The sequence below is a fragment of the Methylobacterium sp. J-026 genome (assembly GCF_022829585.1).
Classification (GTDB): domain Bacteria; phylum Pseudomonadota; class Alphaproteobacteria; order Rhizobiales; family Beijerinckiaceae; genus Methylobacterium.
In genome coordinates, this window is sequence record NZ_JAKSYC010000158.1 from 40130 (window position 1) to 64649 (window position 24520).

General features: G+C 74.4%; 24 protein-coding genes and 1 pseudogene. 14 read left to right on the top strand and 11 right to left on the bottom strand.

The features are described 5' to 3' along the window. Positions 1-3: 3 nt before the first annotated feature. Positions 4-210, bottom strand: a complete 207-nt coding sequence (locus MKK69_RS14915) for a hypothetical protein (protein WP_243968942.1) — start codon at positions 208-210, stop codon at positions 4-6. A gap of 67 nt (positions 211-277) precedes the next feature. Continuing rightward, the gene (locus MKK69_RS14920) at positions 278-1000 is read right to left on the bottom strand and encodes a spermidine synthase (RefSeq protein ID WP_243968944.1); all 723 of its coding nucleotides are present in this window, start codon (positions 998-1000) and stop codon (positions 278-280) included. Positions 1001-1224: 224 nt separating this feature from the next. On the opposite strand from MKK69_RS14920, the gene MKK69_RS14925 reads away from it, so the two are divergent. After that, complete coding sequence (locus MKK69_RS14925; RefSeq protein ID WP_243968946.1) at positions 1225-1476, top strand: hypothetical protein; 252 nt, start codon at positions 1225-1227, stop codon at positions 1474-1476. 27 nt (positions 1477-1503) lie between these two features. Here the strand turns inward: MKK69_RS14925 and MKK69_RS14930 are convergent, their stop codons facing one another. From MKK69_RS14930 to MKK69_RS14940, 3 genes are all read right to left on the bottom strand, one after another. After that, the gene (locus tag MKK69_RS14930) at positions 1504-1959 is read right to left on the bottom strand and encodes an SRPBCC domain-containing protein (protein ID WP_243968948.1); all 456 of its coding nucleotides are present in this window, start codon (positions 1957-1959) and stop codon (positions 1504-1506) included. 92 nt (positions 1960-2051) lie between these two features. Beyond that, positions 2052-2357, bottom strand: a complete 306-nt coding sequence (locus MKK69_RS14935; protein ID WP_243968949.1) for a hypothetical protein — start codon at positions 2355-2357, stop codon at positions 2052-2054. A 15-nt stretch (positions 2358-2372) separates the two neighbouring features. Continuing rightward, entirely contained in the window at positions 2373-3635 is a 1263-nt protein-coding gene (locus MKK69_RS14940; RefSeq protein WP_409564816.1) for an allantoate amidohydrolase, read from the bottom strand. Positions 3636-3985: 350 nt separating this feature from the next. Here MKK69_RS14940 and MKK69_RS14945 point away from each other — a divergent pair, with 350 nt between their 5' ends. Then, entirely contained in the window at positions 3986-4537 is a 552-nt protein-coding gene (locus MKK69_RS14945; protein ID WP_243968951.1) for a PAS domain-containing protein, read from the top strand. A 48-nt stretch (positions 4538-4585) separates the two neighbouring features. On the opposite strand, the gene MKK69_RS14950 is transcribed toward MKK69_RS14945, so the two are convergent. Together MKK69_RS14950 and MKK69_RS14955 are read right to left on the bottom strand one after the other, a co-directional pair. Beyond that, positions 4586-5020 carry a GlcG/HbpS family heme-binding protein gene (locus MKK69_RS14950; protein ID WP_243968953.1) on the bottom strand — a complete coding sequence of 145 codons (435 nt, stop codon included), beginning with the start codon at positions 5018-5020 and terminating at the stop codon, positions 4586-4588. A gap of 64 nt (positions 5021-5084) precedes the next feature. After that, positions 5085-8378, bottom strand: a complete 3294-nt coding sequence (locus MKK69_RS14955) for a DEAD/DEAH box helicase (protein ID WP_243968954.1) — start codon at positions 8376-8378, stop codon at positions 5085-5087. A 351-nt stretch (positions 8379-8729) separates the two neighbouring features. Here MKK69_RS14955 and MKK69_RS14960 point away from each other — a divergent pair, with 351 nt between their 5' ends. Next, positions 8730-11540, top strand: a complete 2811-nt coding sequence (locus tag MKK69_RS14960) for a PAS domain-containing protein (protein WP_243968955.1) — start codon at positions 8730-8732, stop codon at positions 11538-11540. Positions 11541-11961: 421 nt separating this feature from the next. Here MKK69_RS14960 and MKK69_RS14965 read toward each other — a convergent pair whose 3' ends face one another. Next, the gene (locus MKK69_RS14965) at positions 11962-12720 is read right to left on the bottom strand and encodes a S1 family peptidase (RefSeq protein ID WP_243968956.1); all 759 of its coding nucleotides are present in this window, start codon (positions 12718-12720) and stop codon (positions 11962-11964) included. 27 nt (positions 12721-12747) lie between these two features. Here MKK69_RS14965 and MKK69_RS14970 point away from each other — a divergent pair, with 27 nt between their 5' ends. The 10 genes and pseudogenes from MKK69_RS14970 to MKK69_RS15015 all read left to right on the top strand — a co-directional run bounded on the left by MKK69_RS14970 (position 12748) and on the right by MKK69_RS15015 (position 18163). After that, positions 12748-13311 (top strand): hypothetical protein, encoded by a 564-nt coding sequence (locus tag MKK69_RS14970; RefSeq protein ID WP_243968958.1) that lies wholly within the window; start codon positions 12748-12750, stop codon positions 13309-13311. Between the two features lie 23 nt (positions 13312-13334). Beyond that, positions 13335-13688 (top strand): head-tail adaptor protein, encoded by a 354-nt coding sequence (locus tag MKK69_RS14975; protein WP_243968960.1) that lies wholly within the window; start codon positions 13335-13337, stop codon positions 13686-13688. Continuing rightward, positions 13685-14101 carry a DUF3168 domain-containing protein gene (locus MKK69_RS14980; RefSeq protein WP_243968962.1) on the top strand — a complete coding sequence of 139 codons (417 nt, stop codon included), beginning with the start codon at positions 13685-13687 and terminating at the stop codon, positions 14099-14101. The genes MKK69_RS14975 and MKK69_RS14980 overlap by 4 nt, the downstream gene beginning before the upstream one ends. Before the next feature lie 11 nt (positions 14102-14112). Further along, positions 14113-14523 (top strand): phage major tail protein, TP901-1 family, encoded by a 411-nt coding sequence (locus MKK69_RS14985; RefSeq protein ID WP_243968964.1) that lies wholly within the window; start codon positions 14113-14115, stop codon positions 14521-14523. A 4-nt stretch (positions 14524-14527) separates the two neighbouring features. Then, positions 14528-14845 (top strand): annotated as a pseudogene (locus MKK69_RS14990) (gene transfer agent family protein); the annotation flags it as partial. Positions 14846-15067: 222 nt separating this feature from the next. Then, positions 15068-15355, top strand: a complete 288-nt coding sequence (locus MKK69_RS14995) for a phage tail assembly chaperone (protein WP_243969030.1) — start codon at positions 15068-15070, stop codon at positions 15353-15355. Then, complete coding sequence (locus MKK69_RS15000) at positions 15352-15924, top strand: phage tail tape measure protein (RefSeq protein ID WP_243968967.1); 573 nt, start codon at positions 15352-15354, stop codon at positions 15922-15924. The genes MKK69_RS14995 and MKK69_RS15000 overlap by 4 nt, the downstream gene beginning before the upstream one ends. 40 nt (positions 15925-15964) lie before the next feature. Then, positions 15965-16606 carry a DUF2460 domain-containing protein gene (locus MKK69_RS15005; protein ID WP_243968969.1) on the top strand — a complete coding sequence of 214 codons (642 nt, stop codon included), beginning with the start codon at positions 15965-15967 and terminating at the stop codon, positions 16604-16606. Positions 16607-16736: 130 nt separating this feature from the next. Beyond that, positions 16737-17612, top strand: a complete 876-nt coding sequence (locus MKK69_RS15010; protein ID WP_243968970.1) for a DUF2163 domain-containing protein — start codon at positions 16737-16739, stop codon at positions 17610-17612. Next, positions 17609-18163 (top strand): NlpC/P60 family protein, encoded by a 555-nt coding sequence (locus MKK69_RS15015; protein ID WP_243968972.1) that lies wholly within the window; start codon positions 17609-17611, stop codon positions 18161-18163. Before MKK69_RS15010 ends, MKK69_RS15015 begins: the two co-directional genes overlap by 4 nt. On the opposite strand, the gene MKK69_RS15020 is transcribed toward MKK69_RS15015, so the two are convergent. The 3 genes from MKK69_RS15020 to MKK69_RS15030 form a co-directional block, all read right to left on the bottom strand. Then, the gene (locus MKK69_RS15020) at positions 18094-18378 is read right to left on the bottom strand and encodes an addiction module antidote protein (RefSeq protein WP_243968974.1); all 285 of its coding nucleotides are present in this window, start codon (positions 18376-18378) and stop codon (positions 18094-18096) included. The genes MKK69_RS15015 and MKK69_RS15020 overlap by 70 nt on opposite strands. Beyond that, positions 18378-18677, bottom strand: coding sequence for a type II toxin-antitoxin system RelE/ParE family toxin (locus MKK69_RS15025; protein ID WP_243968976.1), 300 nt, complete (start codon positions 18675-18677; stop codon positions 18378-18380). The genes MKK69_RS15020 and MKK69_RS15025 overlap by 1 nt, the downstream gene beginning before the upstream one ends. Positions 18678-18747: 70 nt before the next feature. Further along, the gene (locus MKK69_RS15030) at positions 18748-20370 is read right to left on the bottom strand and encodes a HAMP domain-containing methyl-accepting chemotaxis protein (RefSeq protein WP_313900859.1); all 1623 of its coding nucleotides are present in this window, start codon (positions 20368-20370) and stop codon (positions 18748-18750) included. Between the two features lie 239 nt (positions 20371-20609). Between MKK69_RS15030 and MKK69_RS15035 the strand changes: the two genes are divergently transcribed. Next, positions 20610-24506, top strand: a complete 3897-nt coding sequence (locus MKK69_RS15035) for a glycoside hydrolase/phage tail family protein (protein ID WP_243968980.1) — start codon at positions 20610-20612, stop codon at positions 24504-24506. Positions 24507-24520 lie beyond the last annotated feature (14 nt).

Below are 24520 nucleotides of genomic sequence, written 5' to 3' on the forward strand. Positions count from 1 at the left end.
GTGTCAGGCGCTCCCCGACCGCCCGTCATGCCCGATCAGCCGCTCGACTTCGGCCAGGGCGACGGCGCGGGCGGCGTGCTCGGAGGCGTGCGGGCGGTACGACCCCCGGACCAGCTTGCCGCGGTCGCGGATCGCCCAGGTGAAGCGGCCCGGATCGTGCCGGCTCGGCCTGACCTCGACCGTGTAGAGAGGCCCGTCATTCGCACCCATGGGGGGAATGTGCGGAACCTCGCGGTGCCGGGATAGGGGGTGCGACCGTGAGCGGCAGCGCGCCGGATCAGCGGGTTTTCTCCGGCCGGCCGGGGACGGCCGGAGCCCCCGGCGCCGCGCCCCGCGTCCCGAGCCAGACCACATGCTTGGGACCGCTGCCGCGGCCGCTGGCATGGACGCGCCGCTCGTCCACGTCGAAGCCGGAGCGCTGCATCCGGCTCTTGAACTTCCGGTCCGGGGCCCCCGACCAGACCCCCAGGATGCCCCCCGGCCGCAGCGCCCAATGGGCCCGCTTGAGGCCCCAGCTGTCGTAGAGCCGGTCGTTGGAGCGGCGCATCAGGCCCTCCGGGCCGTTGTCGACGTCGAGCAGGATCGCGTCGTAGCGCGCCGGCGCCGCCTGGATCAGGCGGTTCACGTCGGCCTCCTGCAGGTCGACCCGGGGATCGTCCAGGCAGCCGGCGAAGACGTGGGCCAGCGGGCCCCGGGCCCAGGCGATCACCGCCGGCACCAGCTCGGCCACCACCACACGCGCCTCGGGGCCGAGATTCTCCAGGGCCGCCCGCAGGGTGAAGCCCATGCCGAGGCCGCCGATCAGGATCCGGGCCCGGGGCCGGTCCGCCAGCCGCGCGCAGGTCAGCGCCGCGAGCGCCACTTCGGAGCCGCTGCGGCGGTTGTTCATCAGCTCGATCGTGTCGGCCAGGATCGCGAACTCCTCGCCGCGCCGCATCAGGCGCAGGTCGGTGCCGCCGCCGGGCACGGATCCGGTATCGAGATGAACCCAGGGTATCACGGACGGCGTCCTCGGTTGGCTTGGGGCCCGGCCCGGATCGGGGCCGGGATTCCGGTTTTCTGGGCCGCGCCGTTCCGCACGAAGGCCAGCGGCCTTCGTGCGGAACGGCGCGGGGGATCACTGCGGATCGGCCAGGGCGCACCGGGCGCGGCATGTGCGCACCGCGCAACCCCCGCCCGCCGCCGCGGCTTGCCGCGACCGATTCCGGCGGCGTATCAGCACCTATGGCCAAGCGCATCAAGTCGAGACCGCAGGAGCGGGGCTTTGTTCTGTTCGATATCGTCTACACCGACGGCTCCCGGGCCTCGAATCGGCGGGTGCCGGTCGAGATCCTGGGCGGCCTGGACGGTGACGAGCCGGCCCGCCAGCTCATCGCCGAGCAGGAGGAGGAGATCGCCCGCAAGTCCGGGCGGCCGGGCCGCGAGATCCAGAGCCTGACCCGCTCGCCCGTGATCAAGCCCAAGCCGATCGAGTGACCGGACCGCGCCCCGGACGGGGCGCGGTCAGGCGGTCTCGGCCAGCCGGCGGGCGACCTCGTCCCGCAGGGCGGCGTTCATCTCGGCGAACCGGGCCTGCGTGCGGGCCCGCAGCCACGGGAACAGGACGGGGGCGAGCCAGCCCGCGAAGGTTTCCGCCTGGACGAGGCCGACGCCCTGCCGGGTCTCGGTGATCCGGAAATCGTGCGTGCCGGTGATCAGCGGCGGCATCGGGATGCCACCGCGCCAGGTCAGCCGCCGGCCGGGCTCCCAAGCGGTGACCTGCACCCGCACCGTCCGGTAGGCGCGGCCGTTCAGGGTCAGCTCCAGGCGCCAGCGCGCGCCCGCCCGCAGCGGGCCCTCCGCCCGGCGGATGAACGGGTTCCAGGCCGGGTAGGCGTCCAGGTCGGTCAGCACCGACCAGACCATCCCGGCCCGGGCCGGGATCGCGATCTCCGTGCTGCTGACCCTGCCCTCACGCATGCGTCCCTCCCGGCGCGCCGGTGCCCGTCCGGGCCCGGCTGGCATCCCGTCCTGCCCCCCGCGCAGACCGCCGCCGCGGGGGCCGGTTGCGGCTAGGGCGCGCCCTCGACCACCTCCAGGGTCCGGAGGATCGCGAAGCCGATCCGCTCGGCCTCGGCCTCCGCCTCGGCGGTGGCCGGCAGCAGCGCCACGGTCTCGACGAACGGCGCGTCCTCCGGCCCGACCACGATCCGGAACACGTCGCCCTCCGCGGCCGCCCGGTCCCGGATCAGGCCGACCCGGTGGCCGGCCCCCGTGCCGAAGACGCGCAGGGGCGGCGGGTCGGCCTCGGCCTGGCCGGCCGGCGCGGGCCGGCGCACGGCCCCGAAGGCCGGGCGGATGACGTTGTCGTCGGGCATGGCGGAACCGTTCCCTCAGCTGCGCACGATCCGGGCGGTGGCCAGAACCGCGTCGGCCAGGACCTCCATCCCGGCTCCGGCCCAGTCCGGCGTGATGCTCTCGGCCTCGTTGTGGCTGATGCCGCCGTGGCAGGGGCAGAACACCAGGGCCGCGGGGACCGCGCGGGCGCAATAGACGGCGTCGTGGTAGATCGCCGTCGGCATGCGCGTCCAGGCATGGCCCCGCGCCTCGGCGGCCGCCTGGACCCGGTCGACCAGAACCGGATCGAAGGCGGTCGGCGGCGCGCGCCAGAACTCCGCGACGCGGATCGTCACGCCGCGCTCCGCCGCCAGCGCGTCGGCCCGGGCCAGGATCCGCGCCCGCATCGCTTCGAGCTGCGCCGTGTCGCCGTGGCGCGTGTCGAGGCTGAACCAGACCCGGCCCGGGGTGATGTTGCGGCTCGAAGGCTCCGCGGTCAGGACCCCCACGGTGGCCCGGCCGCGCTCGCCGCCCTCGCCGACCGCGTCGTGGGCGATCGCTTCGAGCGACGCGATCAGTGCCGCCGCGGCCATCATGGCGTCGCGGCGCCCGGCCATGGGGCTGCCGGCATGGGCCTCCTCGCCCAAAACGGTGATCTCGTACCAGCTCTGGGCCAGCGCCCGGTCGACCACCCCGATGGTCAGGCCCGCATCCTCCAGGCGCTTGCCCTGCTCGATATGCAGCTCGAAATAGGCGCCGAGCCCGCGCAGGGCCGCCGGATCCGCCGCGCCCTGCCAGCCGATCCGCCGGAGCTCGTCGCCGAAGACGGCGCCGGCGAGGTCCCGGGTCGCCATCACGTCGGCCTCCGGGACGATGCCCATGGCGACGCCGCTGCCGCTCATGGGCGGCGCGAAGCGCGCGCCCTCCTCGTTGCACCAGTTGATCAGCAGGAGCGGCGCCTCGGTCTCGATCCCGGCCTCGTGCAGGGCGCGCATAATCTCCAGGCCGGCGAGCACGCCGAGCGGCCCGTCGAACTTGCCCCCGGTGGGCTGCGTGTCGAGGTGGCTGCCGATGGCCACGGGGGCCGCGTCCGGATCCCGCCCGGGCCGGCGGAAGATCATGTTGCCGATCCTGTCCACGGTGAGGGTCAGCCCCACCGCCTCGCCCCAGCGCCGGAACAGGGCGCGGCCCTCGGCGTCGCGATCGGTCAGGGTCTGGCGATCGTTGCCGCCGTTGGGCAGCGCCCCGATCCGGGCGAGTTCCATGAGGCTGTCCCAGAGCCGATCCTGCGAGAGAGGGAGGTTGGTGCGATCCACGATGCGATGCCCCTTTGCGGAAGGCACGAGGTTAGGCCGCGATCGGGATCCGCACCAGGGACGCGGCGGCCCCGGAATCCGGCCCCGGGCATCGACCCGCCGCACGCCCCGGCGTATCGCTGGAACAGTCGACCGCCTCGGCCGATCCGGATCTTCCGACGTCCTGACAGGTCCGGCAATTTCCGAAATCGGATCGAAAGTTGATTCATGTAGTATTTCGTGACACCGTGTTCGGTACCTCGAAAGGTCTGCTGCGCCTGCCGTGTCCGGACATTGACGTCACAGACCGCCGGTCGGATGGTTGCTCGAACCGCGGAGCGATCGTCGGCCGAATGCGGGTTTGAGGAGTTCCGATGCTTCTGGCTTCCACGACAGCCACGGCCCTGCAGGCCGCGGGGTTCGTCGGCACTTGGGATACGGATGTCGCCGCCAGCCGATCCGTGCTCGACCGGGGCGCCGCATTCCTGCTCGCGGGCGATTCCGCACTGGCGGGCAAGCCCGTGCCCCTCGCCGTGGCCCTCGGGCGGATCCATCCGGAGGATCGCGCCTGGGTCTTCGACACGATCCGGAACCTCCGGCGGACGGGCGGACCGGTCTCCCTCGAGTTCCGCATCCTGACCGGGGCGGGCGAGACCCGCTGGATCCTCAACCGGGGTCTGCTGGCACCCGACGAGACCGGCAACCTGCACGGGCGCGGCGCCTATATCGACATCACCGACCTGCACGGCGCGTCGGCGCCGCGGCGGGAGGGCCGTCCGGCGCCGCTGGAGCATCTCGACGCGGCGGCCGATCATTGCATGGAGGTCCATACCGCCCTGGGTCACCACGGCGACGCCGCCCTGCACCTGCTCTCGGGGATGCTGCTGCTCGGCATCGGCCGCGCCCTGGCGCGGCGCGCCTCCTGAGCCCCCGTCCCCGGCGCGGCGGCCGCCCGCCGGGACGAGGCCGTCGGCTCAGGTCCGCCAGGGATGGGCCGGCAATTCGGTGCGGCCGATGGCCTTGGCGCCGGCCTCCGCGACCGTGTGGTCATTCTCCACGGTGGAGCCGCTGACGCCGATCGCCCCCGACATCACCCCCTCGGCATCGACGATCGGGATCCCGCCCGGGAAGGTGATCAGCCCGTCGTTCGAGTGCTCGATCCCGTAGAGCGGGCCGCCGGGCTGCGACAGCTGGCCGATCTGGCCGGTCATCATGCCGAAGAACACCGACGTCCTGGCCTTCTTCTGGGCGATGTCGATGGAGCCGACCCAGGCGTCGTCCATGCGGTGGAACGCCTTCAGGTTGCTACCGGAATCGACCACCGCGATGCACATCTGGGTGCCGAGTTCCACCGCCTTCGCCCGGGCGGCGGCGATGGCGCGGTCGGCCTGCTCAATCGTGACGTGCATGGGACATTCCCTCTCGCGTTGTCTGCGCGACCGCCTGTGACCCTTTGAAGCGTCCGGCGCAAGCTCAGCCGGCCCGCTCCCGGGCGGCGCGGACGCGGTCGAGGAGGTCGGCCGCCAGGGCCGCGCAGGCCGCCGCATCGGGACAGGGCCGCTTCCAGACGACGCGGCCCTCGCGCAGGACGATCCCGTCCGCCACCGCCATCGCGGCGAGCGGACGGTCCGGCCTCAGATCGGCCGCGACGCCCTGCGGCCCGCCCCGGAGCCGGGCTACGCCGAGCTCGCAGCAGGCCGCGCGCAGCCGCGCGAGATCGAACAGGGCGAGCATCGGCGCCGGCGGCGCCCCGAACCGGTCCTCGACCTCGCCGGCCAGCGCCTCGATCGCCTCGGCCTCACGCAGGCGCAGGAGGCGCGTGTAGAGGCTCAGGCGGATCTCAGGCTCCGGCACGTAATCCTCGGGGATCCGGCTCGGGAGCCCGAGCTCGATCTCCGGGCTCCAATCCTCGGCGCGGCCGCCCTTGGCGGCGGTCAGCGCCAGTTGCAGCAGGTGCTGGTAGAGGCCGAGCCCGACCAGCTTGGCGTGGCCGGCCTGGTCCTCGCCGACGAGGTCGCCGGCGCCGCGCAGGTCCAGGTCCCGGGCGCTGACCGCGAAGCCGGCGCCGAGCCGGTCCAGGGCCTCCAGGGCGCGCAGGCGCTGCAGGGCTGCCGGCGGGGGCGGCGCGGCCGGGTCGCTGAGCAGGTGGACGACGCCGCGCCGCTGGCCGCGGCCGACCCGGCCGCGCAGCTGGTGGAGCTGCGCCAGCCCGAACCGGGCGGCCTCCCAGACCAGCATGGTGTTGGCCCGGGGCACGTCGAGCCCGCTCTCCACGATGGCGGTGGCCAGCAGGATGTCGCCGTCCCCGTCGGCGAAGCGGACCATGACCTCGTCCATGGCCGCGGGCTTCAGGTCCCCGTGCGCCACCAGCACGTCGAGGCCGGGCACGAGGCCGCGCAGGCGCTCGGCCATGGGGGCGATGTCCTCGATGCGCGGGCAGACCACGAAGCTCTGGCCGCCCCGCCGATGCTCGCGGATCAGGGCCTCGCGGACCGCCTCGGCGTCGAAGGGCGCCACCACGGTCCGGACCGGCTGGCGGAGCGCCGGGGGCGTGGCCAGCACGCTGAGGCTCTGGAGCCCGACCAGGGCCGCCTGGAGGGTGCGCGGGATCGGCGTGGCGGTGAGCGTCAGCACGTGGCCGCCCGCCGAGAGGCGGCGCAGGTCGGCCTTCATCCGGGCGCCGAAGCGCTGCTCCTCGTCGATCACCGTCAGGCCGAGATCGGCGAAGCGCACGCTGCTGCCGGCCAGCGCATGGGTGCCGACCACGAGCCGGATCGTGCCGTCGGCGAGCCCCGCCTTGACCCGCCGGGCCTCGGCCGGGGCCACGAGGCGCGAGAGCTGCGCCACCTCCACGCCGAAGCGGCCGAAGCGGCGGCGCAGGGTCTCGGCGTGCTGGCGCGCCAGGACGGTGGTGGGGGCGATCAGCGCGGCCTGCTTTCCCGAGAAGATCGCGGCCGCCAGGGCGCGCAGGGCGACCTCGGTCTTGCCGAAGCCGACATCGCCGCAGACGAGCCGGTCCATCGGCCGGCCGGAGGCGAGATCGGCCATCAGCGCGTCGACGGCGGCGGCCTGATCCGGGGTCGGCGCGAAGCCGAAGCCGGCGGCGAAGCGCTCCATGTCCTGGGGCGGGGGCGCCAGCACCGGCGCCTCGGTCTCCCGGCGGGCCCGGGCGGCCTCCAGCATGAGCCGGGCGGTCCGGGCCATCGTGGCCTCGGCCTCCAGCCGGCGCCGGGGCCAGGTGCCGCCGTCGAGCTTGTCCAGGGTGACCGCGTCGGGCTCCGGCCCGTAGCGCCAGATCCGGTCCGCCTGGGCCACCGGCACCATCAGGATCCCGCCGCCGGCAAAGCGCAGGCGCAGGGCCTCGGAGGGCTCGCCGCCCGGCGTGGCGACGGGCTCGAGCCCCTCGAACACGCACAGGCCGCGGTCGCGGTCGACGGCGACGTCGCCCGGGCGCAGGTCGACCTCGCCCATCGGCAGGATCGCCCGGACGCCCCCGGCCACCGCGGCCTCCGGTCCGAACAGGTCCGCGGCGGCGATCACGGTGGCGCCCTGGCCGGGCACCCGGAACCCGGCCGCCAGCGGCGCCTCCAGGGCCAGGACGTCGCCCGGTGCCGCCGCGGCGACGTCGGACCAGGCGTCGATCAGGCGGATCGGGCGCTCGGCGGTCCGGCCGGCCTGGCGCACGAGGCGCCGCAGGGGCTGGCGGGTCCCCGCCAGGACGACGATGTCGCCGGCCTTCAGCCGCGCGCGCAGCGCCTTGGCGAAGGCGGTCCCCGGCCGGCGCTCCCGGGCGAAGGACGGGAGCGTCAGCGGCTCACCGGCGGCCTCTGTGGCGGCGAGCCGGCCCCGTTCGGCCACGATCTCCCGCCATCCCGCAGGGGTGAGATAGAGGCCCGCCCCCGCCGTGCCCCTTCCGTCGCGGGCCTTCAACCGGCCCCGCGCCTCCTCCATCTGCTCGAAGAAGGCGTCGATCCGGGCCTCCGTGCCGTCCTCGACCACGAGGCGCGGCTCGGGCAGGTAGTCGAGGAGCGTGACGAGGCGCGGATAGTAGCGGTCCAGCCGGTGCTCCTGGCCCGTGAAGGGCTCGAAACTCTGTCCGGAGCCCGGCTCCAGGACGATCTCGGTGGCGGGATCGATCACCAGTTCGTCCGCCTCCGCCACCGAGCGCTGCGAGATCGGATCGTAGGAGCGGATCGCGGCGACGCGCCCCTCCGCGTGCTCGATCCGGCAGGGGCGCGGCGCGGCGGCGGGGAACACCTCCACGGTCCGCCCGCGGACGGCGATCTCGCCGGGCTCGTCGACCCGCTCGTCGAGGATGTAGCCGAGGCGCTTGAGGTCGGCGGTCGCCGCGGCGACGTCGAGCGGGTCGCCGACCCGCAGGGTCACCCGGGCCGAGGCCCAGGTCTCCGGCGGGGGCACCCGCTGGACCAGGGCCGGCGCCGTGGTCAGCACGAAATCCGGCAGGGCGGCGCGGTCGGTCAGCCAGCGCATCACGGCGGCCCGGGCCCCCATCGTGGCCCGGGACGGCGAGGCGTGGTCGAAGGGCAGGCAGTCCCATTCCGGGAAGACCGCGACCCGGATCTCGGGGTCGAGGGCCCGGAGGGTCGCGGCGAGATCCTCCAGGCGGCGGCCGTCCCGGGCGACGTGAACCACGGGGCCGGCGCCCGCGGCGAAGCCCAGGAGTGCCACCGCCAGCGCCCCCGTGGGCATCAGCGGCGCGTCCTCGACGCCCGGCTGTGTACCCGGCTTCAACCTGCGATTGGCCATGCCCGTCCGAATCCGTGTCCTCAGCGCTGGCCAACGCGGCATGGGCCGCCGCGGCTCCCGGGCGCGGCGATCCAATCCACAGCCCTGATCCGCCCCGTCGTCACGATCCCTCGCGGAACGGACCGGAACACGAACTCGTGATCGGCTCCCGAGCGCCGCAGGACCGGCCGGGGATGCCGCCGGCGATGCGGACCTGAGCGTGCAATCTGCAATTGCAGATAGCCGCCCGCAGCGCGAGCGGGCGGTCGCGGCAACCCGTCGTTGGCCCTGTCGGGGGCGCGCCGTCGCATCGAACCCCTTGGGGGGGTCGAAGGCGTAGGCTATGACGGCCCCGTGTCGCCGAACCAGACAATGCCCCGCCGGTCGGGTTTCGAGCCAGAGCATCCCCGGCGGCTGGCCGCCCTGCACGCCTACGCCATCCTCGATACGCCCCCGGAGCGCGCCTTCGACGAGATCGCCGAGATGGCCGCCCAGGCCTGCGGCACGCCGATGGCGCATATCAACTTCATCGACGCCGACCGGCAATGGATCAAGGCCGCGGTGGGCCACACGGCGCGGGTGATGCCCCTCGATCTCGGGTTCTGCACCGAGGCCATGGGTGCGGACGGCGTCCTGATCCTGCCGGACCTGGCGGCGGAGCCGGACCGCGCCGCCAACGCCCTCGTCGGCGGACCGCCGCACCTGCGCTTCTACGCGGGCGTCGCCCTGGTGACGCCCGACGGCTGGGTCGTCGGGACCCTGTGCGTCCTCGACCACGCGCCGCGCACGCTCACCGACCAGCAGGTCTTCGTCCTCGAGGCGCTCGCCCGGGCGGTGATGACGCAGCTCGAGTCCCGCTGCACCGAGGCCGCCCTGCGCCGGAACGAGGAGCGCTGCCGCTCGCTGTTCGCGTTCATCGATGCCGGTTTCTGCCTCGTGGAGCCGATCTTCGCGGAGGGCGGACGCGCGGTCGATTACCGCTTCCTGGAGGTCAACGCCGCCTTCGAACGGCAGACCGGCCTGACGGAGGTGGTCGGACGGCGGATGCGCGAACTCGTGCCCGACCACGAGCAGCGCTGGTTCGACCTCTACGGCCAGGTCGCGCGGACCGGGGAGCCGGTCCGGTTCGAGCAGCCGGCCGCGGGCCTCGGGCGCTGGTACGACGTGCACGCCTACCGGGTCGACGGGCCGATGCGGAACCGCGTCGCCATCCTGTTCAACGACATCACCGAGCGCCGCCGGAGCGAGATGGCGCTCCTGGCGCGGGAGGCCGAGCTGCGCCTCGTCGCGGACGCGATGCCGGTGCTGATCGCCTTCATCGACCGGAACCTCGTCTACCAGTTCGCCAACGCCGCCTACGAGACCTGGACGGGCCTCTCCGCCGCCGATGTCGTGGGGCGGACCGTGGCCGACCTCCTCGGTCCCGAGGCCTTCGAGGCCCGGCGCCACGCCATCGCGCGGACGCTCGCCGGGGAGGAGGCCCGGCACGAATGGACCTGGACCTTCCCCAACGGCGAGAGCCGGACCGCCGACACCCGCTACCTGCCCCGGCGCGGGCCGGACGGCGCGGTCGACGGGTTCTACGTCTTTGCGCACGACATCTCCGAGCGGAAGCGGATCGAGGAACTCCTCCGGTCGCGGGCGGAGCACCTGGAGGCGCAGGTCGCCGCGCAGACCCGGGACCGCGACCGGGTCTGGACGCTCTCGCCGGTGCTGAAGCTCGTCGCGGATCGGGACGGGCAGGTCCAGGCGGTGAACCCCTCCTGGAGCCGGGCGCTCGGCTGGTCCGAGGCGGAGACCCTGGGCCGGACCGCCCTGGATTTCGTGGCGGCCCCGGAGCGCGCGGCGGCGCAGGCCGCCCTCCGGCCGCTCTGCGAGGACCGGCGGGTCGAGGATGTGGAGCTGTCCTGCGTGACCCGTGCCGGCGACCAGCGGCGCGTGCTCTGGACCGTCGTCCCGGAGGACGGGATGTTCTACGGGTTCGGGCGCGACATCACCGAGCAGCGCCAGGCCGAGGAGGCCCTGCGGCAATCGCAGAAGCTCGAGGCGATCGGCCAGCTCACCGGCGGCGTGGCGCACGACTTCAACAACCTGCTGACGATCATCCGCTCCTCGGTCGAGTTCCTGCGCCGGCCCGAGCTCGCGGAGGAGCGCCGGCGGCGCTACCTCGACGCGGTCTCCGACACGGTCGACCGCGCGGCCAAGCTCACCGGACAGCTCCTCGCCTTCGCCCGGCGCCAGGCGCTCACGCCGCAGGTCTTCGACGTCTGCGCGCGGCTGCGCAGCATCGCCGACATGCTCGATTCGGTCACCGGCGCGCGGATCCGCGTCGCCATCGACCTGCCGGACACGCCCCGGTTCGTGCGCGCGGACGAGAGCCAGTTCGAGACGGCGCTGATCAACATGGCGGTCAACGCCCGGGACGCGATGGACGGGGAAGGCGGCCTGACCCTGCGCCTCGACGGCGACAGCCCGATGCCCGCGATCCGCGGGCATGCCGGCGCGCGGGGGCCGTTCGTGGCCGTGCGGGTCTCCGACACGGGCGCCGGCATCCCGGCCCCGGACCTGGGGCGGATCTTCGAGCCGTTCTTCACCACCAAGGAGGTCGGCAAGGGGACCGGGCTCGGCCTCAGCCAGGTGATCGGCTTCGCCAAGCAATCGGGCGGCGACATCGACGTGGCGAGCGCGCTGGGCGGCGGCACCACCTTCACCCTCTACCTGCCGCAGGTCGCGGCGCCCGCCGCGGCGGCCGAGGCCGGCCGCGACGCGCAGCGGGCGCCGGCGCCGCAGCGGGGCCTGTGCATCCTGGTCGTGGAGGACAATCTCGGGGTCGGCCGCTTCTGCACGCAGATCCTGGAGGATCTGGGCCATGCCCCCGTGTGGGCGAAATCCGCCGAGGAGGCGCTGGCCGAACTCGACAGCACGCCGAACCGGTTCGACGTGGTCTTCTCGGACGTGGTCATGCCGGGCATGGGCGGCTTCGCCCTCGCGCGCCACCTGCAGGTCACCCGCCCCGACCTGCCGGTGGTGCTGACCTCCGGCTACAGCCACGTCCTGGCCATGGACGACGCGCACGGATTCGCCCTGGTGCGCAAGCCCTACTCGGCCGAGCAGCTCGCCCAGGTGCTCTACGAGACGGCCAAGCGGCGCGGCCGGGCGGACTATGGTGCGGTCCTGGATTGACGGCCCTCGATCGGACCGCCGGCATCCCGATCGGAGCTGTTTTGGACGGCCTGCCCCCTCCCGCGAGGGCGCGCGTCCCCCTCCCCCGCAGCGGCTACCGGATTCACACGCCTCGGGCTGACACCACCATCTTGAAAGGGAGGCGCTTTCCCCTCCCCCTTGCGGGGAGGGGAAAGGGGTGGGGGTGGTGCAGACGGCACCGCACCGCTCCATCCTGCACCACCCCCACCTTCAACGCCTCCCTGCAAGCTCGAGCGATCCCGGGCAAGCCCGGGATCGCCAAGGGAGGAGAGAGCGGCTCGGCCAGCGATCGGTGAATAGCGTCGCGCAAAGGGGGGGAGGGGGACGCGCGCCTGGGTCCGGCCGTTGCCCGTATCCGGCGGCGATCTGATTCACGGGTCGCCCGGAACCCGCGGGGCGCTCAACCCGCCCAGCGCGCGCTCCGGCCCCAGCCCTCCAGCACCCCGTCGATCCAGCCGCGCTGCGGCCCTACGAGGACGCCCTGGGTCAGGCCCCCGCAGGCGCCGCCGATCCAGGCGGCGAGCGCCCGCACGCCGTCCGGCCCGGCGATCGGCCCGCCGGAATCGCCCTGGCAGGCGCCGCCCGTGCCGCCCCGCAGCCAGACCAGGATCCGGCTCGGCCCGTAGGGCTCGATCACCGGCAGGGTGAGGCTGCGATAGGTTCCGGTGGAGCGCGGGTCGCCGGGCCGCGCCGCGCCGTAGCCCCCGAGGGTCAGGGCCTCCCCGGCCTGCGGCGGCGCGGCGCTCAGGGTCGCCGGCGCGAAGCGCGGCGGCAGCGGCGTCGCGGTGCGCAGCAGGGCCAGATCGATCGAGCGCCGCCGGGCCTTCGCGGCGCCGGCATCGTAGCCCGGATGCACCGCCCGCGCGGCCACCTCCACGAGGATCGGCGCGCCCGCGGCGTCGCGGAAATGGATGCGGTGCTCCGGGGCGTCGGCCGCGCAATGGCCGGCGGTGAGCACCGTGTCGGGGGCGAGCACCACGCCGGTGCAGACCCCGCCCTTCGAGGACAGGACCATGACGGCAGCGCCGGCGGGGGCCTCGGCGCCGCCGACGATGGCCCGCGCCGGAACGCCGGCGAGCGCCAGGGACGCCACGGCGACGGCGAGAGCCGCCGGGCGGCGCATCGAGACCCGCTTTGAGACCCGCTTCGAGACCAGCATTCGGACCACCCGCGAGAGGAACGCGCGATGATCCCGTTACGCATCGATGCCGCCGCCGTCGAGCCGGTGGGCGTGTCCGAGCTGCGCGCCTACCTGCGCTTCGATTCCGACGATGGCGGTGCCGAGGACGCGCTGCTCCAGGCCCTGATCACGGCCGTCCGGGCCAGCCTGGAGATCGAGACCCGCCGGATCCTGGTCCCGGGCCGCTACCGGATCGCGCTGGCCGCCTGGCCGCCGGAAGGGGTGCTGCCGCTGCCGCTGAGCCCGCTCGTGGCCCTGGTCCGCGCCGAGCTGGCGGACGGGCGGGGCGGCGTCGCCGAACTCGATGCCGGGCTGGTGCGCCTCGGCCCCGACCCGGTCGAGGCGCCGTCCCTGCGGGTCGATCCGGCCGTGCCGGACCCGGCCGGGCGCACGATCCTGATCGAGGTCGCGGCCGGGTTCGGCGGCGACGGGCCGCCCCTGCCGGAGCCCCTGCGCCTCGCGATCCTGCGGCTCGCCGCCGCCCGCTACGAGCACCGCGGCGACGAGCCCGACGCCGCCCGCACCGATGCCGCCGACCTCGCCGCGCCCTTCCGCCGGATGCGGCTGTGACGGCCTCTCCCGGAGGACACCCGATGGCGACCCCACCCCGCACGCCGCCGCTGGGCGCCCGGCGGCGGCGCTTCGTGCTGAAACGGCCCCTGGAGGAGCCGGACGGGTTCGGCGGGGTGCTGCGCCGCTACGTGGCCGGCCCGGTCCTGTGGGGCGCCCTGGCGCCGGCGGGGGTGGTCGAGCGCCTCGCGGGCGGCCGGACCGACACGCTGTCCGCCTACCGGGTCACCCTGCGCGGCCGGGCCGAACTCGACCCGACCATGCGGCTCGCCGCCGGCCCCCGCCGCTTCGCGATCCGCGCAGTCACCGACCCCGACGGGCGCGGCCGCGACCGCGTCTGCCATGTCGAGGAACTGCCCGGGGAGAGCCGGTCGTGACCGATCCGAGCCCGCTGCTGGCGTTCCGCGCCGGCCTGATCGCGCGCTTCACCCCCGACGCCGCCCTCGCGGCCCTGCTGGGTGGCCGGGTCCGGCTCTACGACGAGCCGCCCCGGGGGGCGCTCCCGGTCTACGCCCTGTTCGGCGATGCCGAGATCCAGGACGATTCCGTCGACGGGGCCGAGCGCCACCGCCACAGCCACGACGTCGCGGTGATCGCCCGACCCGGCTCGGTGCGCACCGCCCTCGACGCCGCCGAGCGCATGGCGGCGCTCCTGGCCGATGCGGCGATGCCGCTCGCCGGCTGTCGCCTCGTCACGCTGCGGGTGCGCGCCATCCGGGTTCACCGCGACGCCCGGACCGGCGAGGGCCGGGCGAGCCTGACGGTCGACGCCGTCACCGAGATCCAGTGAGGAGAGGGCTGATGGGCGCGCAGAAGGGCAAGGACCTGCTGATCCGGGCCGGGGACGGCGCGGGCGGCTTCGTGGCGGTGGCCGGCCTGCGCAGCCGCCAGATCACCCTCAACGCCGAGACCGTGGACGTCACCAACGCCGATTCCGCCGGGCGCTGGCGGGAGCTGCTGGCCGGCGCCGGGGTCCGCCGGGCCGCGATCGCCGGCTCCGGGGTGTTCCGCGACCAGGCCTCGGACGCGCGCCTGCGGCTGATCTTCTTCGAGGGGGCGATCGAGACCTTCCAGATCGTGGTGCCGGCCTTCGGGATCCTGGAGGGGCCGTTCCAGATCGCGAGCCTCGAATACCGGGGCGACCATGCCGGCGAGGTGACCTTCGACATGAGCCTCGATTCGGCGGGCGCGCTCGCCTTCACGGCGGCCTGACGCCATGGCGAACCGGATCCGCGGCGCGGTGCCGCTCGACCTCGGCGGCCAGCGCTACACCCTGTGCCTGACCCTCGGGGCCCTCGCCGAACTGGAGGATCTGCTCGGGGCCGGCGATCTCACCGGCCTCGCGGCGCGCTTCAGCGCCGGCCGGCTCTCGGCGCGTGACCTGATCGCCCTGCTGGGCGTCGCCCTGCGGGGCGGCGGCCACGATCTCGACGACGGGGCGGTGGCAGGGTTGCCCCTGGCGGGCGGGATCGAGGCCGTCACGACGGCCCTCGGGGCGGCGCTCGCCGCGGCCTTCGGGGAGGCGCCGGCAACTCCTCAGGGCCGCTCCCGATCCCCTGGCGACACGGGTCATGACAGTGGCGCACCGACGCCTCTGGCGGGCGCGACGGGCTCCCTCTCCCGAGCGGGAGAGGGTTGGGGTGAGGGAGGAGGAGGAGCAGGACAGAGCGCGCGATTGCCGCACGTTCGGGGCGCGCCCCCTTCGGCAAAACCGGATCCCTCACCCTGTCCCTCTTCCGCACGGGAGCGGGGACCCGTGCTTCAGTCGGAGAAGGCGGCATCCCCGTCGGCGGAGAGCGGCCCGGGCCCGGAACCGGATCCACCGGTCCAGACCTGCATCCCGAGAGCCTTTCCCTGGGACGATGCCCTGGCCCTCGGCCTCGGCGCGCTGGGCTGGCGCCCCGGCGACTTCTGGTCGGCGACCCCGCGGGAATTCGCCGCCGCCCTCGGCCGGCGTGCCCGGCCGGAACCGCTCAGTCGGGAGGCCTTCGAGGACCTGCTCGCCGCCTATCCCGACCGGACCTCAGACGGGGCTGACCGATGATCGATACCGACGCCGATACCCAGGATTCCGCGCGGGTCGAACGGCTCCAAACCCTCGACCGGCTGGCGCAGAATTTCGGCCGGAGCCTCGACGCGGCGCTGACCCGCGGCGCCGCCTCGGGGCGCAGCCTCGACGGGGTGCTCGGCCTGATCGGGACCCGGCTCGCCGGCGCGGCGACCCGGGCGGCGGCCGGATCGCTCCAGTCCGGGGTCACCGGCCTGCTCAACGCCGTGCTCGGGGCCGGGTCCGAGCCCGGTTTCGCCCGGGGCGGCGTGTTCCGGGGCGGGCGGGTGCAGCCCTTCGCGGCCGGCGGGGTCGTGGCGGCGCCGACCTACTTCCCGATGGCCGGCGGCGCCGGGCTGATGGGCGAGGCCGGCCCGGAGGCGATCCTGCCGCTGAACCGCGGCCCCGACGGCCGCCTCGGCGTCGCGGCCGGCGCCGCCCCGGCCCGGCCGGTCTCCGTGACGGTCAATATCGCGACCCCCGACCCGGCGGCCTTCCGCCGCTCCGAGGCCCAGGTGACCGCGAGCCTCGCCCGGGCGGTGGCGCGGGGCCAGCGGGCGACGTGAGCGCCCGGGCCACCCCCTGCCTCCAACCCCCGGGACCGCCATGGCCGACGATTTCCACGAGGTGCTGTTCCCCCTCGACGTGTCGCTGCGTGCCGGCGGCGGCCCGCAGCGGCTGACCGAGATCGTCACCCTGGCCTCGGGCCGGGAGCACCGGAACGGCCGCTGGGCCGATTCCCGCCGCCGCTACGAGGCCGGGTTCGGGCTGCGCGGCCTCGACGCGCTCCACGCGGTGCTGGCCTTCTTCGAGGAGCGGCGCGGCCGGCTCTACGGCTTCCGCTTCCGCGACCGGGTCGACGGCCGCTCCGGGCCGCCCGGCCGGGCGATCGGCCCCCTCGATCAGCCGCTGGGCACCGGCGATGGCGCCACCGCGACCTTCCCGCTGGTGAAGACCTACGGGACCGGCTTCGCGCCCTATCGCCGCCGGATCGCCAAGCCGGTGGCCGGCAGCGTCCGGGTGGCTGTGTCGGGCCGGGAGGTCGGGCCCGAGGCCTTCGCCTGCGACCCGACCACCGGGCTCGTCGCCTTCGCGTCCGGCCATGTCCCGGCCGCGGGCGAAGCCGTGACCGCGGGCTTCGCCTTCGACGTGCCGGTCCGCTTCGACACCGACGACCTGACCATCGACCTCGCGGCCTTCACGGCGGGCGAGATCCCGAAGGTGCCCCTCGTCGAGATCGTCCCCTGATACCAGTGGCCTATGAGGCTGACGCCTCATAGGCGAGCCGCCGCCCGCGCGGCGACGCGCGTTCGCGCTGGCCGACGGCCGATCGCCGTCGAGAGTCGTTGTCTCCGGCCGTCGGTATGAGAGGTCAGCCATGCGCGACATCCCGGCGGCCTTCGCGGCCCATCTCGCGGGGGGCGTGACCACCCTGTGCCGCTGCTGGTCCCTGCGGCGGCGGGACGGGGTCGCCCTCGGCTTCACCGACCACGACCGCGACCTGACCCTGGCGGGCCTCGTCCACGCCGCCCGGACCGGACTGGAGGCCGCCGAGGCCAGCGCCGAGCTGGGCTTCGCGGTCTCCGGCGGCGACGTCGCCGGGGCGCTGAGCAGCCTCGGGCTCACCGAGGCCGACATCGCCGGGGGCCTCTACGACGGCGCCACCGTGGAGACCTGGCTGGTCGACTGGGCCGACCCCGAGACGCGCCTGCTCCTGGACCTCGCCACGATCGGCGAGGTGCGCCGGGAGGGCGACGCCTTCGTGGCGGAGCTGCGCGGCCTCGCGCACCGGCTCGACGCCGAGCGCGGCCGGACCTATCGCGCCACCTGCGGCGCCGATCTCGGGGATGGGCGCTGCCGGGTCGACCTCGCCCCCTGGCGGACCACCGGCGCGGTCGTCGATGTCCCGGAACCGGCGACGCTCGCGGCGGCGCTGGCGGGGACTGTCCCGGACGGGCTGTTCACCGGCGGTCGCCTCGCCTGGACCGGGGGGGCCAATGCCGGTCTCGCGGCGGATGTGCGCCTCCAGCTCGGCAGCCTGATCGAACTCTGGACCGCGCCGCCCCGGCCGGTCGCGGCGGGCGACGGCTTCACCCTCACGGCGGGCTGCGACAAGCGCCTCGCCACCTGCCGGGACCGCTTCGCCAACACGGCGAACTTCCAGGGGTTTCCGCACATGCCCGGCAACGACGCGGTGATGCGGCCGGTGCCGGCCTCGGACCACGTCCTCGACGGCGGGAGCCTGTTCCGATGAGCGCGATGCCGAGGGAGCGCGGCCACGACATCGGTGCGGCGGCGCTCGGCGAGGCCCGCCTGTGGCTGGGAACGCCCTACCGGCATCAGGCCTCCCTGCGCGGGGTCGGCTGCGACTGCCTCGGGCTGCTGCGCGGGGTCTGGCGCGGGCTCTACGGCGCCGAGCCGGAGGCGGTGCCGCCCTATGCGGGCACCTGGGCGGAATCGGCCGCCCCCGGAACCGACCCGCTCACCGCGGCGGCGGCGCGCCACCTCGTGCTGGTGCCCGGCCCCCTCGCCGAGGTCGTGCCGCGGGCCGGCGACGTGCTGCTCTTCGCCTTCCGCCGCCACCTGCCGGCCCACCACTGCGCCATCGCCACCGGGGACGGCGCCATGATCCACGCCCATGACGGCGCGGTCGTCGCCGAGGTGGCGCTCACCGGATGGTGGTGGCGGCACCGGACGGGGGTCTTCCGGTTTCCGGCGGGCGGGTCAGGCCAGGCTTACGACGATCCGGTCGCGACAGTCAGCTTGACGCCCAGGACGTCCATGACCTTGCGGACGGTCTCGTAACGAAGCTTCGAGCCCGGCGTCAGGGCCTTGTAGAGGCTCTCCCGGCCCAGGCCCGCCTCACGGGCGATCTGTGACATGCCGCGGGCTTTGGCGACGTCGCCGAGGGCGGCGATGAACAGTTCGGGATCGGGATCATCGAGGGCTGTGGCGAGGTACTCGGCGATGGCCTCCTCGCTGTCGAGAAACTCCGAGGCGTCGAAGGGGGTGAAACGCATCAGGCAATCCCATCAAGCTTGTCAGCCATGGCTTTGGCTCGCTGAATGTCCCGGCTCTGACTGGACTTGTCGCCGCCGCACAGCAGCAGATACGTCACCTCGCCGCGGCGAACGTAATAGATCCGGTATCCAGGGCCATACGGGATCCGCATCTCGAAAACGCCCGCGCCGACAGGTTTGACGTCGCCGAGATGACCCAGCCCTGCGGCGCGGATCCGGGCTGCGATGCGAGCCTTGGCGCGATGATCGCGCAAGCCCGCGAGCCACGTCCGGAACGTGTCGGACAGCAGAATCGTCACGCGGGGATCGTATCCGGTCGGATACATCCAGGCAAGACGGCGTCGGGGGAGAGGCGGTCCGGAACCACCCTCACGCCGCCCGCACGGTGGCCAGGAAACCGGCGACCTCGCCGCGCAGCGCCTCGGATTGGCGGGACAGCGCGTCCGCCGAGCCGAGCACCTGACCGGCCGCGGCGCCGGTCGCCCCGGCCGCCTCGGCGACATCCGCGATGGTCCGCGTGACATCGCCGGTCGCGGGGGCCGCCTGGGACGTGTTGTGCATGATCTCCCGGCTGGCGACGCCCTGCTGCGTGATCGCCGCCGCCATCGCGCTCGCGACGTCGCTGATCTCGCGGATGCGCGCCCCGATCGTCTGCATCGCCTGCGCCGCGAGGCCGGTCGAGCTCTGCACCTGGGCGATGCGCTGGCCGATCGCCTCTGTCGCCCGCGCGGTCTGGGCGGCGAGTTCCTTCACCTCGTTGGCCACCACGGCGAAACCGCGACCGGATTCCCCGGCCCGGGCGGCCTCGATCGTGGCGTTCAGAGCGAGCAGATTCGTCTGCCCGGCGATCTGCGCGATCAGGTTGGCGACGTCGCCGATCTCGGTCACGGCGGAGTTCAGGGCGGAGACGTGCTCGACGGTCCGCTCGGCCTCGGCCACGGCGGCCTGGGCGCGGCGCGCGGAATCGCCGGCCTGCCGGCCGATCTCGGAGACCGAGGTCCCGAGTTCCTCGGCTGCGGCGGCCGCCGCGCTCACGGTCTGCGCCGTCTGCGCGGCGGCGCTCGCCACCGTGACGGATTGCGCGGCGGTTCCGCTGGCGGCGGTGCTCATGGCCGAGGCGGTCGCCTGAAGTTCGGTGGCCGCGGACGAGACCATGCCGACGATGCCGCCGATCGCGGCCTCGAACGAATCGGCGAGGGCCGTCATGGCGCTGCGGCGCTCGGCCGCCGCGGCAGCCTCCACGGCGCGACGGGCCTCGGCCTGCGCGTCGGCGTTCCGGGCGACCAAGCCGCGGATTTCATCGACCGCGCGCGCCACCATGCCGATCTCGTCGCGGCGTCGGACCTCGGTGATCCGGGCATCGGTCTCGCCCCGTGCCATCCGTTGCAGCACCCCGACGAGCCGGCTGAGCGGCCGGCTGATGCCGAACAGGCCGACACCGATCGCGGCGGCGAGGCCGGCGAGGAGGCCGAGGCTCGTGTAGATCCAGAGTTCGGAGCGGGTCGTCCCGATCTGCGCGGCGACCTCCCCGGCACCCGCCTCCATGCGCGCGACGACGCTGTTGCCGAGCGCGTTGGCCTCGCCGACGAGGAAAGGAAACGTTGGATCGATCCGCGTATGGACCAGCGCCAGCGCCTCGTCGTTCTTGTTGACCTCGCCGAGGGCCTGCACGTCCGCGGCGTCCGCGACGAAGCGGTCTGCCCGCGCCCGCACCGCGTCGATCGCGGAACGCAGGTCCGGCATCTCGGCGTCCAGCATGACGAAGTCCTGCCGGAGTTCGGCCACCGTCGTGTTCAATTCCGCGCTCGCCAGCCGGATCTGGTGCTCATCGGTCTCCGCGATGGTTCGGTAGACTGTATAATTGATCTGGTAGATCAGGCGAATGACGCTCCGCGCGACCTGCGCCGCCTGCGCATCGTGGGCGACGAATTGCCCGTAGCGCGCGCCGATCGCGGTCAGGCGGTCGGTCGCAAGCCATACGCATGCGAACACGATGAGTCCGATCGTGGGCACGATCGTCAAGATTGTATGGATTGTTTTGAAGTGAATGCGCGGGATCATTCGCCATATTCTAAATAGTTTAAGCTTATTGACTGGAATAAATCTTTTCGCGCTGCGCCATTCTTGCTGACGATCGAACGGGATAATTTTTAAGTCTGTCGATCAGATGACCGGATCCCTGTGGGATCGGGCCCGAGAGGCACAGAAATCGTTGGCACTGGAGTCCCGCCATGGCGACCCTGATCCTGTCCTCCGCCGGCGCGGCCGTAGGCACCGCACTCGGGGGGCCGATCGGGGCGGTGGTCGGGCGGACGCTCGGCGCGGTCGCGGGCTCGGCCCTGGGCGGCGCCCTGTTCGGCTCCGGGCGGCATACGCGCTTCGTCGAGGGGCCGCGGCTCGCCGACGTGGCCGGGCTCACCTCCACGGAGGGCGATCCGATCCCCCGGGTCTACGGTCGCGCCCGGATCGGCGGCACCCTGATCTGGGCGACGCGCCCGCTGGAGGTGGCCAACACCACGGTGGCGCGCGCCGGCGCGCCCGCCAAGGGCCTGGGCGGCCAGAGGACGGTCACCACACGCTACGCCTATTTCGCCAACCTCGCGGTCGGGCTGTGCGAGGGCGAGATCGCCTATGTCCGCCGGATCTGGGCGGACGGCAAGGAGATCGACCAGGCCGGCCTCACCCTGCGGGTCCATACCGGCGGCCCCGACCAGGCCCCCGATCCGCTGATCGTCGCCAAGGAGGGGGCGGCCGACGCCCCGGCCTATCGCGGCCTCGCCTACGTGGTGTTCGAGGGTCTGCCGCTCGCCGATTTCGGCAACCGCGTCCCGCAATTCGCCTTCGAGGTGATCCGCCCGGTCAACGTCCTGTGGCGCCGGATCCGCGCCGTCGAGCTGATCCCCGGCGCCAGCGAGTTCGGCCTCGATCCCGCCCGCGTCACCGTCGATCTCGGCTTCGGCCGGACCGAGGCCGCCAACCGGCACCAGCTCCAGCGCGCCACCGACGTCCTCGCCTCCCTCGACGCCCTCCAGGCCCTGTGCCCGAACCTACGGCGGGTCGCCGTGGTGGCGACGTGGTTCGGCACCGACCTGCGGGCCGGGGCCTGCCGGGTGGTGCCGAAGGTCGAGGCGACGCAGAAGCGCGCCGTGCTGGAGGATTGGCGCGTCGCCGGGATACCCCGCGCGAGCGCCGAGGCGGTCTCGCTCCTGCCGGACGGCAACCCGGCCTATGGCGGCACCCCGAGCGATGCCGGGCTGACCCGGCTGGTCGCCGAGCTGGTCCGCCGCGGCCTGGAGGTGCTGCTCTACCCCTTCGTCATGATGGACGTGCCGGCCGGCAACGCGCTCCCCGACCCGCGCGTGCCCGGCGCGACCCAGCCGCCCTATCCCTGGCGCGGCCGCATCACCTGCGATCCGGCCCCGGATCTCCCGGGCAGTCCGGACGGGACCGCCGCCGCCGACGCGCAGGTCGCGGCCTTCTTCGCGGGCGGATACAACGCCGAGGTGCTGCACTACGCCGATCTGGCTTCCCGGTGGGCGGCCTCCGGGGTTCGGATCGCCGGCTTCGTGATCGGCAGCGAGTATGTCGGCCTGACCCGGGTGCGGGGCGCCTCCGGCTACCCGGCCGTGCAGGCCTTCCGGGCGCTGGCCGCCGCCGTGCGCGAACGCCTCGGCGCCGGTGTCGCCCTGGTCTACGGTGCGGACTGGACCGAGTACGGCGCCCATATCCGCGACGGCGGCGCCACGATCCGCTTCCCCCTCGACGATCTGTTCGCCGATCCCGCCATCGCGGCGGTCGGGATCGACTGGTACGCACCGGTTTCGGATTGGCGGGACGCGCCGGAGCATGCCGACCTCGCGGTGGCGGGCGACATCGCCGACCGCGCCTACCTCAAGGCGCGCGGCGCGTCGGGCGAGGGCTTCGACTGGTACTACGCCGACGCGGAGGGCCGCGCCGCCCAGGATCGCCGCCCGATCACCGACGGCGCCGCCGGCAAGCCCTGGGTCTACCGGGCCAAGGACCTCGTGGCGTGGTGGTCGAACCCGCATGTGGAGCGGGACGGCGGCGTCGAGACCCGCACCACCGCCTGGGTGCCGGGCGCCAAGCCGATCTGGCTCACCGAGGTCGGGGTGCCGGCGGTGGACAAGGGCACGAACGGCCCCAACGTCTTCCCCGACCCGAAATCCGTCGAGAACGCAGTCCCGCCCGAATCCCGGGGCCTGCGGGACGAGCTGATCCAGCTCCGCGGGCTGGAGGCGGTGATCGCCCGGTTCGATCCGGCGGTGCCGGGCTTCCGGGAGGCCGACAACCCGGTCTCGCCGGTCTATGGCGGCCGGATGGTCGACCCGGCCGGGATCTTCGTCTGGGCCTGGGACGCCCGGCCCTTCCCGGCCTTTCCGACCGTGCGGGGGGTCTGGGCCGATACCGGCAATTGGCGCATCGGCCACTGGATCACCGGGCGGATCGAGGGCTGCGACCTCGACCTGCTGGTCCGGGCGATCCTGGCCGATTTCGGCTTCGACGCGGCGGTCTCTGTGGAGGCGGCCGCCTATCTCGACGGCTACGTCGTCGACCGGCCGCTCTCGGCGCGCGGCGCCCTGGAGACCCTGGCGCAGGTCTACGGCCTCGACGTCTCGGCGGTGGCCGGCACCCTGCGCCTGCGCGGGCCGCGCCGCGACCGGCCGGTGGTGCTGGCGGAGGCCGATCTCGTCCGGCTCGCCGCAGAGCAGCCCGTGCTGCGCCAGGTCCGTGCGGAGGAGAGCGCCCTGCCGCGCACGATGGAGCTCGGCATCACCGAATCCGAGAGCGCCGAGTACCGCCGCGCCGCGGCCGCGGCCGTGCGGCCCGTCGGGGAGCGGCGGCGCGAGACCCGGATCGAGACGGCGATCGTCACCCGCCGCGAGACCGGCGACGGGCTCGCCGAGGCGCTGCTCGACCGGATCATCGCGGCCCGCGACAGCGCGGTCTTCACCCTGAGCCCGCGCCGGGTGGAGCTGGAGCCGGGCGACCTCCTGGCGGTACCCGCGGCCGTGCCGGGCGGCACGGTCCTGCGCCGGATCGACCGGATCGACGACGCCCCCACGGGCCGCCGGATCGAGGCGAGCGGGGTGCCGCCCCGGGCCGGGCCGGGGCGCGGCCTGTCCCGCAGCCCGGCTTTGACCGCGGTGGCGCCGCCGGCCTTCCCGGGGGCGCCGCTGGCGCTCGCCCTCGACCTGCCGGTGGACCGCGGCAGCCCGACGATCCTGCAATACCTCGCGGTGGCGGCCGAGCCCTGGCCCGGGGCGGCCGCCATCTGGCGCGCCGAGGGGACGGGGCCGCTCGCGCTCCAGGGGGTCGTGGATTACCCCGCCTGCCTGGGGCGGACCCTCACGGCGCTGCCCGCCGGGCCGCTCTGGCGGATCGACCGGCACCGGAGCCTCGACGTCGGCCTGCGCCGGGGCGGGACGCTCGCGTCGATCGGCGAGGCCGCGATGCTGGCCGGGGGCAACCTGTTCGCCCTGATCGGCCCGGACGGGGCCGTGGAGCTGCTCGGCGCCGCGAACGCCGTGCTGATCGGGGCCGACACCTACCGGCTCTCCGGCCTCCTGCGCGGGCTCGCGGGCAGCGAGGCGGCCGCCGGCCGGGCGAGCCCGGCGGGCACCCTGATCGTGCGCCTCGACGACGGCGCCGTGGTGCCGCTGGTCGACCGGCTCGACGCGGTCGGCCGCGGCTTCCGCTACCGGATCGGGCCGGCGGATCGCGATCCGGGGGATCCGGCCTTCACGGAGCTTGCCGCCACGGCCGGGCTCGGCGCGCTCGCGCCGCTGCGGCCGGTCCACCTGCGGGCCCGCCGGGAGGCGCAGGGCGTGCGCCTCTCATGGATCCGGCGGGTGCGCCGCGACGGCGATGCCTGGGAGCCGGCCGAGGTCCCGCTCGACGAGCCCGAACGCTACGCCGTCACGGTATTCTCGATCGCCGGCGCCCCCCTGCGCACGCTCCGGGCCGAGGCCCAGACCCTCCTCTACGCCGACGAGGCCGCTGATTTCGGTGGCCCGCAGGCCGTCCTCGACGTGGCCGTGGCGCAGATCGGCGCCGTCGCCGGCCCCGGACCCGCCTGCCGCGCCCGCATCCCCGTCCGCTCGGCCTGACCCTCGGGAGCCCC